Raw genomic sequence first — 14,701 nt, forward strand, 5'->3', positions numbered from 1 at the left:
CGTCAAAATCAGTAAAGGCCGCCCGCTGCGAACCCGCCCGGGCCTTGATCGGCCATTGGCGCTTCCGCAGGCTGCCCCGGTTCGCCGAACTCCGCGACCTGTGCCGATCCCCCAGAATCCGGAGGTGCCGTGCCAGGTTTGAAGGCTTCGAGGATTACCCCCTTGCCGCTTCCAGAAGTGCGCTTGCCCGTGTTCGCATCAACCTTGACCAGCTTGATACCCGGCGGCACGCGGAACGGCGTCGCGGGCTTGTCCTCCAATGCAATTTTCATGAAGTCACGGAACATCGGTGCTGCATAAGCAGCCGCCTGTGCCTTTGCGCCAAGCGAGCGTGGGCGGTCAAATCCCATATAGACGCCCACGGCCAGATCCGGAGAGAAGCCGACGAACCACACGTCCTTGGCGTCGTTCGTGGTTCCGGTCTTGCCCGCCAGTGGCTTGCCAACCTCTGCGACAATGCGTCCGGTGCCGCGTTCCACCACGCCTTCCAGCATGGATACGACCTGATACGCGGACAGCGGATCGAGAACCTGTTCGCTGTTGTCGATGAGCGTGGGTTCGGGCTGATTTTCCCATGTGGTCGCCGTGCAGGTATCGCAGACGCGCTGATCGTGCCGGAACAATGTTTTGCCCCAGCGATCCTGAATGTGGTCGATCAGCGTCGGGCGGATATGGCGACCGCCGTTGACGAACATAGCGTAGGCTGCGGTCAAGCGCATGACTGTTGTCTCGCCTGCCCCAAGCGACATGGACAGCATGGCGGGCATATCATCCATGATGCCGAAACGCTTGGTGTATTCGATGATGAGCGGCATACCGACATCACGTGCCAGCCGCACCGTCATCAGGTTTTTGGAACGCTCAAGTCCGTACCGCAGTGTGCGCGGACCGGCAAAGCGCCGCTCGTAGTTTTCGGGCCGCCACATGCCGATGCCCGGTCCTTGGTCGATCTCGATCGGACCATCGACGACAATGCTGGACGGGGTGTAACCATTGTCGATAGCTGCCGCATAGACGAACGGCTTGAAGGCGGAGCCGGGTTGGCGCAGGGCCTGAATAGCGCGATTGAACTCGCTCTGATCAAAGGAAAAACCGCCTACCATGGCAAATACACGGCCTGTCGCGGGGTCCATGGCAACGATGGCCCCGGACACCGCAGGCAACTGCCGGAGGCGATAGTTGCCCGTATTGCCGGACTGCGGTTCCACGTAGACAATATCCCCGACCGACAGCACCTGCGCCAGTCCGCGACGGGTCCAGCGGACGCCGTCCGCCGTAATCAGCCCGGTGCGACGTTCGGCATCGACACGACCGCCCGGATCGACACCCGGTTGCAGACCGATCCGTGCCCCTGTCCTGTCCACGGACAGGACCACCGCGAGTTCCCACGGCCGTATGTCGCCAAGCACGGGCTTCTTCGCCAGCACCTCACCCCAATCGCCATTCAGCTCAATGGTCTCGACCGTACCGCGCCAGCCGCGCGCCTCATCGTAGCGGACGAGCCCGTCCGTCAGCACCTTTCGGGCCGCGGCCTGCAAGCGCGGATCGAGAGTTGTACGAACGGAAAGACCGCCCTCATAAAGCTCGTTATGGCCGTAGCGCTCCGCAATCTGCCGACGCACTTCCTCGGCGAAATAGCCTGCCACATAAGTATTCGGCGACAGCGTGCGCGGCGTTGCCGTGAGGGGTACGGCCCTGGTTTCCGCCGCAGTTTCAGCGGTGATATAGCCATTGTCGACCATGCGGTCGAGCACCCAGTTGCGGCGATCGACAGCCGCTTGATTCCGCGTGTAGGGATTGTAGTTGTTCGGCCCCTTGGGCAGGGCGGCGAGATACGCCGCCTCGGCCAGCGTCAGTTCATTGACCGATTTATTGAAGTAATTCAGCGCCGCCGCAGCGATTCCGTAGTTCCCCATTCCGAGATAAATCTCGTTCAGGTACAGCTCAAGAATCTTTTCCTTCGTGTAGACATTCTCCATCCGCAGAGCGACGAGAATTTCACGTATTTTGCGATCGTAGCTACGTTCGTTCGTCAGAAGGAAGTTTTTCGCGACCTGCTGGGTAATGGTGGATGCCCCCTGCGGACGACCGCCACTGCGCGCATTGCTGACAACGGCGCGGACGATTCCCTCGGGATCGACGCCGTTGTGCGTATAGAAGTTCTTGTCTTCGGCAGAAAGAAAAGCGTCGATGATGAGTTTCGGCGTAGCCGAAATAGGAAGATAGAGCCTACGCTCACGCGAATACTCGGCCAACAGACTGCCGTCCCCCGCGTGTACGCGGGTCGTCACTGGCGGCTGATAATTGGCAAGCTGAGAATAGTCGGGCAGATCCTGCGTGTATTTCCAGATGAAAAGACCCGCCACTGCAGCGCCGCCGATGAAAAGCAGCGCCAGCGAAGCGAACACGAACCCGACGAACCGAAGCAGAAATCTCATATGTGAAGGCCTGTCGCCCTTGTTTCAGTCAACCCGGGCTTGACGCCCATAGGTGCGGCTCTCCCTGCGCGCATATGATTCATAATACCTCTAGCATAAAGAATCTATTAGCTGAAAGGCCGTGCAGCCCCATTCGACCTGAATGTGATGTCCACGCATTGCTTGTTGCGGGCGGGGACGGGCCCGGTGATCAGCAGGCACCCTCACCCGCTGTCCGTCTGCTGCTGCGCGATTTGCCGCGCAAAGAACTTGTCGAGCGCCTTTAACAGTGCGGTAATCGTCTTGCCCTGCCACTCCTCGGATGTAAGCAGCGCCACGTCCTGCTCACTGGAAATATAGCCCAGTTCGATCAGGACCGAAGGTACATCCGGCGCACGCAGAACGATGAATCCCGCGGAGCGATGCGGATTGCGCGTAAGGTGCACTTCCTTGCGCAAGACCTCAATCGTGCCGTCGGCGAAGTAGCTTGAAAGCGTTCTGGTTTCGCGACGCGTCAGTTCGGCCAGAATGCCGACAACATCGTCGGTATCTTCTTCCACCTCGACGCCGGCAATCTGGTCCGCCAGGTTCTCTTTCGCCGCAAGTTGCGCGGATTCCGCGTCGGTGGGCGTGTTAGAACTTGTATAGACTGTCGCACCGCGAACGGTGCTGTTGCGGCTGAGCGAGTCTGCGTGGATCGAGATAAGCAGATCGGCTTTGGCCTCACGTGCAATGCGCACGCGTCCGCCCAGCGATACAAAGCTGTCATCGTTGCGGGTCATCTGCACGCGATAGCGGCCTGTTGCCTCTATCCTGTCGCGAAAACGCTGCGCGAAATCATAGACGAGATCCTTTTCCTGCAAACCGAAACGCATGGCTCCCGGGTCGACCCCTCCGTGGCCGGGATCGAGCATGATGAGCGGCCGATTGTCTCGCTCCTCGGCGGCGGTGGCCGATGCGCGCGCTGCAGCCACCCGGGCGTTCTCGGTTTGAGACAACGCTGCGGCTGCCTCCACCATTGGCTGCATTGCGGCACGGCTGTAGGTTGCCCTATCGGCTTTGGTCAACTCGATTGTCAGAATCGTGCCATGTGTTGCGGCCTCGTTGACAACTTTCGTCGCCAGAGCGGGCTCCTTCAAGTCGATGACGATGCGTGAGCGCCCTTGGGCAAAAAGGCCATACCGATAGGATGACACCAGAGTCGCCGGCTTTTTCCCTTCAGGCGTCTCATCTGCCGCTGGCAGGTTGAATGCAACCTGCGGCAGATCGACGATGACTCTGTCCGGCCGCTCAAGCAGGAATGCACGCGCCTCGACCGGCCCCGACAAGGTAAGGACGAAACGGGTTTGGTCGCTATCTCCTGTGATGTTGACCTCAACGGCGCGAAGGTCGCCTTGGCCGCTTTTCGCCGGCTCAGCGGCATAGGCAGGGCTGCCGGCAAACAGAAGTGCGGTCAGGAAAGCCATAACGAGTTGGAGTAACGGAAGGCCATGGCCAGTGCGCGAATCCCCGCATATACGCAGACGCTCGCCGCCGCGATTGAAACCGCGAACGCCGAACGCTGCCAACAGGTTGATGCCATTCCAGAAATTCATCCGATGCCGATGCCCTTCCCAGGACGCTTTCAACAACATAATGGAGAAACAGTTAACCACGCTTTACCGGATGTTGAGCAGCGCGAAAAGCCCCTGACATCTTAAAAGGCACCACCACACACCGTTTGACGAAAGATGGTGGTTGCGTCGGACCGTTACTTATTCTCAAATCACATGGTGCATAACGCTTGCCAAATGGCTATGCCGTTCTGTAATGAAAATGATCCGGTTTCGGTGCCGTCGTGTTTTGCCCCTCTCTTGTTCGGGGCGAATCTCTGGTGGCCTGTGCTTTGCGTTGTCGCTGCGCTCTTTTTTAATATAAGGCGCGCGTGCGCAAAGGTTTTTGAAGGCTCGCCTGTCACGATTCACGTGGCGTGCCGATGTCCGGGTTGATGGAGTGTGCGTTGGCGGAAGCCGGTTCGCGTATGTCCGTGCGGATGATCCCGCCGGTATGAGCGCGTTGCCCGGGTTTCTGGCAAGTGTGAGGACGGGTCAATGCGCCGTCCACCTGCTCCATGTAAGCTGCATTCAGAATGCCTTGTCGTGGTGCGTCCGATGCTACGACAGGCCCGGGCCGCGTGGGGCGGTCTGGCCGCAGGCATTCCATTGTGCTCCGCCTCCGTCGGCGGATCGGTCGGATTGTGTTGCCGGGGCGTGTCTCAAAATTGAGTACGGCTCGTCATTTTGGAATGTGCATTGAGTCAGTCGCTTGAGATCGCATCGCATCATCCCGTTCGCCCTTCGGCGAACCGTGTGGCTTGTTGCCCGGCGTATCTTCAGTTCATGACCGCAGGGTCGCAAATGTCTCTATGCCGCGCTTTTGCAAGTGCAAAGCCCGTGGTGGCGCGAGCGCATTCCATTTCAGATTTCTTATTTTTCCAGATCCAACATCCCTTAAGCCGGACACTGTCCGGCATTCTTGCGTTTCGTCGCCGCGCGGCTCGCAGATTCGGGCAGGCTTTCAAGCCAGCCGGTTTATCGTGCAGCCCGCCACTCGCAGTGGCCGCGTGGCGGTGTGAACGCCTGTTCGAGAGTTCAACATGGCTAACAAGATGCTTATCGATGCCTCGCACCCGGAGGAAACCCGGGTCGTCGTGGTGCGCGGAAACAAGGTAGAAGAATTCGATTTCGAATCCGCCAATCGCAAACAGTTGCGTGGCAACATCTATCTGGCGAAGGTGACGCGGGTGGAGCCGTCGCTTCAGGCGGCTTTTGTGGAATATGGCGGCAACCGCCACGGCTTCCTCGCATTTAGCGAAATCCACCCCGATTATTATCAGATCCCGGTCGCGGATCGTCAGGCGCTGCTTGAAGAAGAGGCTCGCGCCGAGCGCGACCAGGACAGCGATGACGAGCGCGGCGCGCGCAAGACCCGCGTCGCCCGGCGGGATGACGACAGCGAGGGTTCCGAGGAGCGGATTTCGACATCGGCGGAAGCGCCGGGCGATGACGATACCAGCGCAAACGAGACAGACGATAACGGCGACGGCAATGGTGATGACGATCACGTCGAGCATGTCGGCGGTTCTAACGACGCTTTGGAAGAGGTGCCCGATCGCCGGCAGCGCCCCCTGCGCCGTCAGTACAAAATCCAGGAGGTCATCAAGCGCCGTCAGGTGCTGCTGATCCAGGTCGTCAAGGAGGAGCGCGGCAACAAGGGTGCGGCGCTGACCACATACCTGTCACTGGCGGGACGCTACTCGGTGCTGATGCCGAACACCGCGCGCGGTGGCGGTATCTCCCGCAAGATCACGAATATTCCCGACCGCAAGCGCCTCAAGGCCATTGCGCAGGAGCTTGAAGTGCCGGAAGGAATGGGCGTTATCGTCCGCACGGCCGGCGCCGCTCGCACCAAGTCCGAGATCAAGCGCGATTTCGAATATCTGCTGCGTCTGTGGGAGAACGTGCGTGAGCTGACGCTACAATCCAGCGCGCCCGCGCTTGTTTACGAGGAAGGCTCGCTGATCAAGCGCGCGATCCGTGACCTTTATAACAAGGACATCGATGAGGTTCTCGTCTCCGGCGATGAAGGGTATCGCGAGGCGAAGGACTTCATGCGCATGCTCATGCCGAGCCATGCGAAGGCAGTGCAGGCGTACAAGGATATCCACCCCCTGTTCGCACGGCATGGTGTAGAGGCGCAGCTCGACGCGATGTTCTCCAGCCACGTGACTTTGAAGTCCGGCGGGTACATCGTGATCAATCCGACGGAAGCGCTCGTTTCAATCGACGTGAACTCCGGCCGGTCGACCCGCGAGCACAACATCGAGGATACGGCTTATCGCACCAATCTGGAAGCCGCCGAGGAAGTGGCGCGGCAGGTGCGGCTGCGCGATCTCGCCGGGCTGATCGTCATCGACTTCATCGACATGGAGGACAAGCGCAATGTCCGTAATGTCGAAAAGAAGCTGAAAGACTGCCTCAAGAATGATCGCGCGCGCATCCAGGTGGGCCGGATTTCCGCATTCGGCCTTATGGAGATGTCGCGCCAGCGCATCCGCACCGGCGTACTGGAAAGTTCCTCGGTCCCCTGCCCGCATTGCGCGGGCACCGGCTTCGTGCGTGCCACGCCTTCCATTGCGCTTCACATTCTGCGCGCCATAGAAGAAGCATTGCTGCGAAACGCTGGTTACGACATTAATGTCAAGACCCGAACCGAGGTAGCTCTGTACGTGCTGAACCAGAAGCGCGTGCATTTGCGCGAGTTGGAAACACGTTTCGGTGTTGTCATCTCCGTTCTTGCCGACGATCTCAACCTGACCGGCACCAATTACTATGCGCTGGAGCGTGGTGAGGCTGCGGTTGCGCCCCGTGCACCAGCGACCGGCGTGCAGATTCAGCAGATCGAGGTTGAGCCCACGTCCCCCGTTGAAGATGAGGACGAGGACAAAGACACCGAACCCACGACGCGCCACCGGAGGAGGCCAGCTGCCGCTGAGCGTAACGTCAATCAGGGCAAAGCTGTCGTCAGTGCTGATGTATCATCATCGGATGAGGATGAGGCGGACGACGAGGAAACTGTGTCTGCCTCTTCTGACGAGTCGTCGGAAGGCGAAAATGGTGCTCGTCGCCGTCGCCGCCGTCGCCGCCGTGGAGGGCGTCGCAACGGCGAGAATGGCTCTGCCGCATCGCAGCCGAATGGCGAGCAAGATGGCGAGTTGGAAGACAACGGCGACGATGATGCCAATGAGACCGACGAAACCGTTCTGGCGACGGGGGGTAGCGAGAGTGTCGAGGCCGTAGAGGACACGTTCTCTGCCGTCAGCGAAGATACCGCTGGCGTCGATGCCTGGGAAATCGAAAGCGCTGAACGCGTTGCCGCCGACGAGACTGACGGTGACGAAGCCAATAACGCTGACGGACACGAAACTGACGAAGACGAGCCCGCACATGCTTTTGACTCCGACTTCCCGGACTCCGAAGCGGTCGGGGATGCAGCCGTGATTGAAGATACCGACAATCATGAAGAACAGCCCGCGCCGACCTCATGGTCATCGGAACGGGAGGTCGCTGCCGTCATCGACGAAACACCACGTCCGAAGCGTAGTGGCTGGTGGTCGCGCAAGAGCTGAGAAAATCTGACTGCCTGTATATTGGATTGAGACGGGCCGGTGAGTGATCCTCACCGGCCCGTTTTATTGTGTATTGCCGCAGCGCCTGATCCCCTTCCGACTGAATAGCCAAACAAAAACCCGCCCGAAACAGCGGGCGGGTTATGCGAGTGCAAGCGGCGCGATCTGTTTACGGCTCAGCATTCATGCTTTGCATGAAACTTGAGATGGGCTCCTCAAACTCTTTATACACCTGCGAGCCGACAACCCATGTGATGATGACAATCACCGGCAGGATAATCCAGGCGGCAACCTCTTCCAGATGCCGCCGCCGACGCGCACGCTCGCGCCGGCTCACAGTCCGTATACTCATCTGTCCATCAACTCCGTGTCAGCGGCACTTTCGGCACTGTCCTTATTGCTGGCGCAGCTTTGTCCGTTTGTCCTTTTTCGTCAATAGGGCCGCTTGCAGGTGTTTCAGAAATATCTGCGGTTTTCGCGGTCTTGCGTGAGCGGCGTGGCTTGGCGGGAGTTGGCTCTTCACCTGCGTCCGCCTTTGCAGAAGGGGTGCGCCGCTTGCTCGGAGCACCAGCAGGCGGATCGCCGCTATCGTCAACGCCAGACGGGCCGGGATCATCGACGTCATTCGGTGCGGCATCGCCACCGGCATCACTGTCGTCGGAGCCACGCTTGCGGGAGACTGCCTTCTTGACGCTTTTTTCAGGCTGTGGCGTGGCCGGTTCCTGAGGGTAATCAAGCGCCAGAGAACGGATGCCCTCCTCCTCCTTCACCACCACGCGCACGACACCGCCATTCCGCAACAGCCCGAACAGAACGGCATCCGCAAGCGGCGTCTTGATCGTCGTCTGGATCAGGCGGCCGAGCGGGCGCGCACCCATGGCCTCGTCATAGCCGTTTTCAACCAGCCACTCCCGAGCCTCATCACTGAGTTCGATGGTAACGTTGCGTTCGGCCAGCTGGGTTTCGAGCTGGATGACGAACTTGTCCACCACCTTGGCAATGACTTCCTTCGGCAGATGTCCGAAGGAAATGACGGCGTCGAGACGGTTGCGGAACTCAGGTGTGAACAGGCGTGAGATCGCCTCCTGATCGTCCCCTTCCCGCCGCGTGCGGGTGAAGCCGAAAGCCTGCTTGGCGAGGTCGGATGCGCCCGCATTCGTGGTCATGATGAGGATCACGTTGCGGAAATTGACCTGCTTGCCGTTATGATCCGTCAGCTTGCCGTGATCCATGACCTGCAACAGAATATTATACAGGTCCGGGTGGGCTTTTTCGATTTCGTCAAGGAGCAGCACGCAATGCGGGTGCTGATCCACGCCATCCGTCAACAGACCACCCTGATCGAAGCCGACATAGCCGGGCGGCGCGCCGATGAGGCGGGAAATCGTGTGCCGCTCCATATATTCCGACATATCGAAGCGCAGCATCTCGACACCGAGCGCGTTGGCAAGCTGGCGCGCAACTTCGGTCTTGCCGACGCCCGTCGGACCGGCGAACAGATAGCTGCCAATCGGCTTTTCGCCATCACGAAGGCCAGCGCGCGCCAGCTTGATGGACGACGACAACGCCTCGATGGCCGCATCCTGACCATAGACAACGCGCTCAAGCGTTTCCTTCAGATGCGCCAGCACTTCGGCATCATCCTTGGAAACGGTTTTGGCCGGAATCCTCGCCATGGTGGCGATCGTGGCTTCAATCTCGCGTGTGCCGATGGTCTTCTTCCGCCGACTGGGCGGAAGCAGCATCTGGGATGCGCCGGTTTCATCGATGACGTCGATAGCCTTATCTGGCAGCTTGCGGTCATGGATGTAGCGCGCGGACAACTCAACCGCTGCCTTGATGGCATCGTTGGTGTAGCGGAGCTTGTGAAACTCCTCGAAATAGGGCTTCAGCCCCTTGACGATCTCAATGGTGTCCGGAACGCTTGGTTCGTTGACATCGATTTTCTGGAAACGACGTACAAGCGCCCGATCCTTCTCGAAGTACTGGCGGTACTCCTTATAGGTCGTCGAGCCGATACACCGCAATGCGCCGGAAGCCAGCGCAGGCTTGAGCAGGTTTGAGGCATCCATCGCACCGCCGGAGGTTGCTCCCGCGCCGATAACGGTATGGATTTCATCGATGAAGATGATGGCGTTCGGATGCGCCTCGACTTCCTTCATCACCTGCTTGAGACGTTCCTCGAAATCACCGCGATAGCGCGTGCCTGCCAGCAAGGTGCCCATGTCGAGCGCAAAGACGGTTGCATCCTTCAGCACATCCGGGACGTCGCCGGTAACGATCTTGCGCGCCAGGCCCTCTGCGATGGCTGTCTTACCGACACCGGGGTCGCCGACAAGCAACGGATTATTCTTCTGCCGCCGGCACAGAACCTGAATGGTGCGCTGGACTTCCGGGCCGCGTCCGATAAGCGGATCGATGCGCCCGTCCTTGGCTTTGCGATTGAGATTGACACAATAGGCTTCGAGCGCGTCGCTCTTTTTCTTGCCGCGCCCGTCTCCCTCTTCATTGGGTTGCGCGCGCGGCTCGACCTCTTCGTCGGCCCCGCGCGGCGGGCGTGCCTCGGTGACGCCGGGACGCTTGGCGATGCCGTGGCTGATGTAATTGACGGCGTCATAGCGCGTCATGTCCTGCTCTTGCAGGAAGTAGGCTGCGTGGCTTTCGCGCTCGGCGAAAATAGCGACGAGCACATTCGCGCCGGTCACTTCCTCTCGCCCGGAGGACTGAACGTGAATGACGGCCCGCTGGATAACACGCTGGAAGCCGGCTGTCGGCTTTGAGTCCTCGCGGCCAGCGGTGATGAGGTTGGCGAGTTCGCCATCCACATATTCAACCAGATTGCGGCGCAGGGCGTCGATGTCGACGTTGCAGGCGCGCATAACTGCTGCGGCGTCCTGATCGTCGATCAGCGCCAACAACAGATGCTCAAGCGTGGCATACTCATGCTGACGCTCGTTCGCGAAAGCCAGAGCGCGGTGCAGGGCTTGTTCAAGACTGCGGGAGAATGTCGGCACGGGAGGATCCTTTCTCCGGCTGGCGGGCCCTTAACTCTTCTCCATGACACATTGGAGAGGATGCTGATGTTTTCGCGAGAAGTCCATAACCTGCGTTACTTTTGTCTCAGCGACTTCATATGTAAAAATTCCGCATTCACCAACACCTGTCTGGTGCACGTGAAGCATGATGCGGGTTGCCTCTTCTTTATTCTTGTTAAAAAAGCTCTCCAGAATGTGAACGACAAACTCCATCGGTGTGTAATCGTCGTTCAACAGGAGAACCCTGTACATATTCGGCCGGCGTACACGCGTGCGGGTTCTCGTCAGAACCGAGGCGCCCGGCCCATCCGGCACGGAAACAGTTCGGGAGCGCTTGTCGGCCATGGCCACGGCGGGCACATCTTTACCCGGCGAAACGCGCGCGAGCGTCGCTCCGTTCCCGACCATCGATTTTCCGCGGCGTGAAACGCTTAATGTTTCCCACGCGCGGAGCGCTTTTCCCGCCCCAGTCATAGCCGTATGCACCACACCCCGACGCCGTCGTCCGCGCCCCTGATTCCAGCCTCGACACGTCATTCGCGGCGCTCATCGCATGAGAGCGCGCATCGTCGACGCGTCACTATGATCCGTTCATCATCCATACACAATCTAGTCGTGGCAAGCGATCATTGCCAGTCCTTGCCCGATAATTACGTTACGAACCTTCCCTGGGGATTGAGCCGTGAAAGATTATGATGTTCCATCCGTTTTACGGCCAATTGGTAAAGCTCGAAACAAACAAAAGCGGCTCGATGCATCTGAGCATCGAGCCGCTTCATGACATTCTGCTGCCTTGCCGGGTTATCCGATGCCCCACCGGGGTCGAAATGCCCCCTGCGGGCAGCTTATTGAACGCATTGGAATCACCTCGGCGGCGAAGCCATGCGGCGGTGACCGATCAGCGCGCGCGGTTGAAAGCGCCTTCGTAGGGGCGGAAAGCCTCCTGAGCGATTTCCTTGTAGATCTCACCGATCTTGGCGCTTTCCTGAACGAAGTTCTCGTAGGACTTGCGTGCGTACTCGGTCTGCACCTCGATGGCCTTGTCGAGCGACTTGGTGGCAGCCAACTTTTCCAGAGCAGCGGAACCTTCCTCGAACGACTTCTTGGAATAGCCAACCAGCTCCGTGGCAACCGTCTGCAGGCCCTTTGAAAACACGTTGAAAGCCTTCAGCGAGCTTTCGATGTTTTCCTTACCGAAATTCTGGAAGTTATCGTACTGCGTAGCCATCTCAGTTTCCTTCATATCTAGAGCCGGGTTTTCGCCCGTGGTGGTTGATGCTGTGACTCAACGCCCCGGAAAACCAGGCGCGGACCGCATATCGCTTTCCGCGAAAAGCTACGCGGCACCTGCCTGATAATGACGCATTAGTTCCATACGCACCATATGTGCACTGCACAATCAATGTCAATACACATGTTGCACTGCAAAAACGTCGGTTGGAAAAATCCGATGCCGAAGTTGGGTGCGGATTAACGCCTCCGTAACCGCGTCCCTATACGTTCGTTGACTGTGTTGGGAACGCGACGAGCCGTGCGCCGCGTCGAAACAGTGAATCATCATCCGGAACGGGGGCTTCGGCCATGATTTGGGGTTGCGTTGTACGAGGACGTCAGTCCATCGGAAACTATGCTGGCATGGCCGGTCTGGCTGCGGCGCTCATCGTGAGCGTTGCGACACCTGCCGATGCAGCGCGGCGAAACGTCGCCGCACCAGCTTACGACCCCCCTTCCGCTGCAATCGTCGTGGACGTGAACACAGGGCGCACCCTGTTCGCCGAAAATGCGGACGCGCCACGCATTCCAGCATCGATCACCAAGGTCATGACGCTTTATCTGCTGTTCGAGCAGCTCGAAAGCGGCCATTACAAGCTTGGCACGAACCTCAAGGTCACGAAATACGCTGCCTCCCAGCCGCCGTCCAAGCTGGGCGTGCGAGCAGGCGCCACCATTACAGTGGAAAACGCGATCAAGGCCCTCATCACCCGTTCGGCCAATGACGTCGCCGTTGTCGTGGCGGAAAACATCGCAGGAACCGAGGCTGAATTCGCCCGCATGATGACAGCCAAGGCGCGGGCGCTGGGCATGAGCAAGACCAGTTTCCGCAATCCTCACGGCCTGCCCGCCAATCCGCCAAACATCACCACCGCCCGTGACCTTTCTGTTCTCGGCCGCGCGATTCAGGATCGCTTCCCGCGTTATTATGCCTATTTCGGTACGCGCAGCTTCAATTATGCCGGGCAGAGCATCGGCAACCATAACCGGCTGCTCGGTCGCGTCGAAGGTGTCGACGGTATCAAGACCGGGTACACGCGCGCCTCCGGCTTCAACCTTCTGACGTCCATGCGTGCGGACGGCCGCCACGTCGTCGCCACGGTTCTCGGTGGCCGGTCGGGCGCGCAGCGCGACCGCCGCATGGAGCAGATCCTTAGCCAGACATTGCCGCAGGCACACTCAGGCCGTCGCCGCACGCCTTTCGTCGTGGAAGCGCCGAGCGCCCGCGCTCCGGAATTGCGCGTCGCTGCAACGCCGCCGGAGGCGCCGCGCCGCACTGTGTTCGTGCCGCCATCCCAGCCGCTGTCGGATACGGTGCCGCTTGCCATCGGCAAGCCGGTTGACCTCTCGAACATCCGGCCTGTCGTAGCTTCCGCAGATGCCGCAACTGCAACGCCTTCCTCCGGTGCGCAGGTCAGATCAACCACCAACGCGTTGGCTTATGCCGAGGCGCCTGTCCCCGCACCGCGTCCGGACACGTCCATATTGACGGCATCGGTGCCGGCTCCGGTCGCGCGGGTTGCCGCAGCCACAGCCGCTGCTCCCCAGCCGCAAATTGCGGTAGCAGCAGCACCACGCGCGGCGGCAGGCGCAAGCGGTTGGATCATTCAGCTTGGTGCATCTGCTGACGAGGACAAGGCGCATCACCTGTTGCAGCAGGCACGCAGCCGCGCGAGCGACTTGCTCGCCAATGCATCGCCGTTCACGGAAAAGGTCGTGCGCGGCAATGTCACGCTGTTCCGCGCCCGGTTCTCCGGCTTCGATCCGGAAGGCGCGCAGGCAGCGTGCAAGAGCCTGAAGCGTAGCGGTTTCGACTGCTTCGCCACGAAGAGCTGATCGGCAGAAACGACAAGATGCGGAGCAGGAAATGCTTTTCCTGCCCGGGAGATACACCAGACGCGGACGAGCCGGAGTTCAGCCCGGCCTTATCCTTCAGTATGCGTAACAGCAAGGGGCGGAGCGTTTAACGATGTCCATGCAGCAAGACATCTTTGGCCTGGTTGACCCGGGAAGCAAGATAATTCGTTCCCCCCTGGTCGGGATGCAGCCGCTTCATCAAGGTTCGGTGGGCCTCGCGGATCTGCGCTTCCGTCGCCCCTGGTTGAAGGCCAAGAACCTCAAGAGCTTCCTCTTCGGTCATCCGCCCCTGTCCCGTGCGATTGACAGGCCCCGCGTGAGGATCTCGCTCAGCGTTTTTTCCCCAGACGGAAAACCGGCCGCCCAGATACGTATCTAATCGCCGTCCCTGCACCAGCCACCAGCCAGCACCACCCAGCAGCAGGGCGATATCGATCCGGCCGCGAAACAGCAGCAACGCCGCGACTGCGATAGCGGCCCAGCCGCCGATCTTGCGCAACAACCCGGCAAGTTGCTTCGTATCGGCATCGGCGTAGTTACGGCCCAGCCACCACAACAGCCATACGGCGACAGCGCCGCCAAGCAAATAAATCATGCTGCCGTCACCGTGAGAATACTCCTTCAACGCGGACAGAACCCGAGATCGTTACGGACGAGCCGCCAACCTGAAAGGAATTTCCGGCCGGCCCCCCGCGCTCGGCAGCACGTGGAACGACTGGTGCACCAAGGCGCGGATCGCCGGGCTGTAGCGGCCCACCCTTGCACCCCGCCACAGATGAGGCAGCCTTGCTGCCGCCAAGCTGAACGCACCCTTGATTATCTGCGGAACGTGCGAAGGCTGGAGATGCAAAGGCCGAAACCGCCAGAAGCATACAGCCCGAGAGGATTGTCAGCGTTTTCACCTTGGTCTCCCGTTTCTGACTGCATCTGGCACTGGTTTAGTGGCGAAGCAC

Annotated in this window: 11 protein-coding genes and 1 pseudogene; 3 read left to right on the plus strand and 9 right to left on the minus strand. The window is 59.8% G+C overall.

Annotation, left to right across the window (positions count from 1 at the left end; translation table 11 throughout):
* Positions 1 to 8: 8 nt before the first annotated feature.
* Positions 9 to 2,438, minus strand: coding sequence for a penicillin-binding protein 1A (locus tag FHS81_RS03555; RefSeq protein WP_183750619.1), 2,430 nt, complete (start codon positions 2,436 to 2,438; stop codon positions 9 to 11).
* Between the two features lie 203 nt (positions 2,439 to 2,641).
* Positions 2,642 to 3,883 (minus strand): N-acetylmuramoyl-L-alanine amidase, encoded by a 1,242-nt coding sequence (locus tag FHS81_RS03560; protein WP_183750620.1) that lies wholly within the window; start codon positions 3,881 to 3,883, stop codon positions 2,642 to 2,644.
* A 24-nt stretch (positions 3,884 to 3,907) separates the two neighbouring features.
* On the opposite strand from FHS81_RS03560, the gene FHS81_RS03565 reads away from it, so the two are divergent.
* Entirely contained in the window at positions 3,908 to 4,117 is a 210-nt protein-coding gene (locus tag FHS81_RS03565; RefSeq protein WP_183750621.1) for a hypothetical protein, read from the plus strand.
* A 253-nt stretch (positions 4,118 to 4,370) separates the two neighbouring features.
* On the opposite strand, the gene FHS81_RS03570 is transcribed toward FHS81_RS03565, so the two are convergent.
* Positions 4,371 to 4,529, minus strand: coding sequence for a hypothetical protein (locus FHS81_RS03570; RefSeq protein ID WP_183750622.1), 159 nt, complete (start codon positions 4,527 to 4,529; stop codon positions 4,371 to 4,373).
* A 523-nt stretch (positions 4,530 to 5,052) separates the two neighbouring features.
* Here FHS81_RS03570 and FHS81_RS03575 point away from each other — a divergent pair.
* The gene (locus FHS81_RS03575; protein WP_183750623.1) at positions 5,053 to 7,584 is read left to right on the plus strand and encodes a ribonuclease E/G; all 2,532 of its coding nucleotides are present in this window, start codon (positions 5,053 to 5,055) and stop codon (positions 7,582 to 7,584) included.
* Positions 7,585 to 7,753: 169 nt separating this feature from the next.
* On the opposite strand, the gene FHS81_RS03580 is transcribed toward FHS81_RS03575, so the two are convergent.
* From FHS81_RS03580 to FHS81_RS03595, 4 genes and pseudogenes are all read right to left on the minus strand, one after another.
* Positions 7,754 to 7,936: a hypothetical protein gene (locus tag FHS81_RS03580; RefSeq protein WP_183750624.1), complete on the minus strand. Its 183-nt coding sequence runs from the start codon at positions 7,934 to 7,936 to the stop codon at positions 7,754 to 7,756.
* 229 nt (positions 7,937 to 8,165) lie between these two features.
* Positions 8,166 to 10,598 (minus strand): annotated as a pseudogene (gene clpA, locus FHS81_RS03585) (ATP-dependent Clp protease ATP-binding subunit ClpA); the annotation flags it as partial.
* A gap of 30 nt (positions 10,599 to 10,628) precedes the next feature.
* The gene (gene clpS, locus FHS81_RS03590; RefSeq protein WP_183750785.1) at positions 10,629 to 10,964 is read right to left on the minus strand and encodes an ATP-dependent Clp protease adapter ClpS; all 336 of its coding nucleotides are present in this window, start codon (positions 10,962 to 10,964) and stop codon (positions 10,629 to 10,631) included.
* Between the two features lie 553 nt (positions 10,965 to 11,517).
* Positions 11,518 to 11,847, minus strand: coding sequence for a phasin family protein (locus tag FHS81_RS03595; protein ID WP_183750625.1), 330 nt, complete (start codon positions 11,845 to 11,847; stop codon positions 11,518 to 11,520).
* Positions 11,848 to 12,254: 407 nt separating this feature from the next.
* Between FHS81_RS03595 and FHS81_RS03600 the strand changes: the two genes are divergently transcribed.
* The gene (locus tag FHS81_RS03600; protein WP_183750626.1) at positions 12,255 to 13,727 is read left to right on the plus strand and encodes a serine hydrolase; all 1,473 of its coding nucleotides are present in this window, start codon (positions 12,255 to 12,257) and stop codon (positions 13,725 to 13,727) included.
* A gap of 127 nt (positions 13,728 to 13,854) precedes the next feature.
* On the opposite strand, the gene FHS81_RS03605 is transcribed toward FHS81_RS03600, so the two are convergent.
* Both FHS81_RS03605 and FHS81_RS03610 read right to left on the minus strand, forming a co-directional pair.
* Positions 13,855 to 14,343: a DnaJ domain-containing protein gene (locus tag FHS81_RS03605; RefSeq protein ID WP_183750627.1), complete on the minus strand. Its 489-nt coding sequence runs from the start codon at positions 14,341 to 14,343 to the stop codon at positions 13,855 to 13,857.
* A 7-nt stretch (positions 14,344 to 14,350) separates the two neighbouring features.
* Entirely contained in the window at positions 14,351 to 14,650 is a 300-nt protein-coding gene (locus tag FHS81_RS03610; RefSeq protein ID WP_183750628.1) for a hypothetical protein, read from the minus strand.
* Between the last annotated feature and the right edge of the window lie 51 nt (positions 14,651 to 14,701).

Origin of the sequence: Pseudochelatococcus contaminans (genome assembly GCF_014195635.1) — a bacterium.
In the GTDB taxonomy this organism is placed as follows: Bacteria; Pseudomonadota; Alphaproteobacteria; order Rhizobiales; family Beijerinckiaceae; genus Pseudochelatococcus; species Pseudochelatococcus contaminans.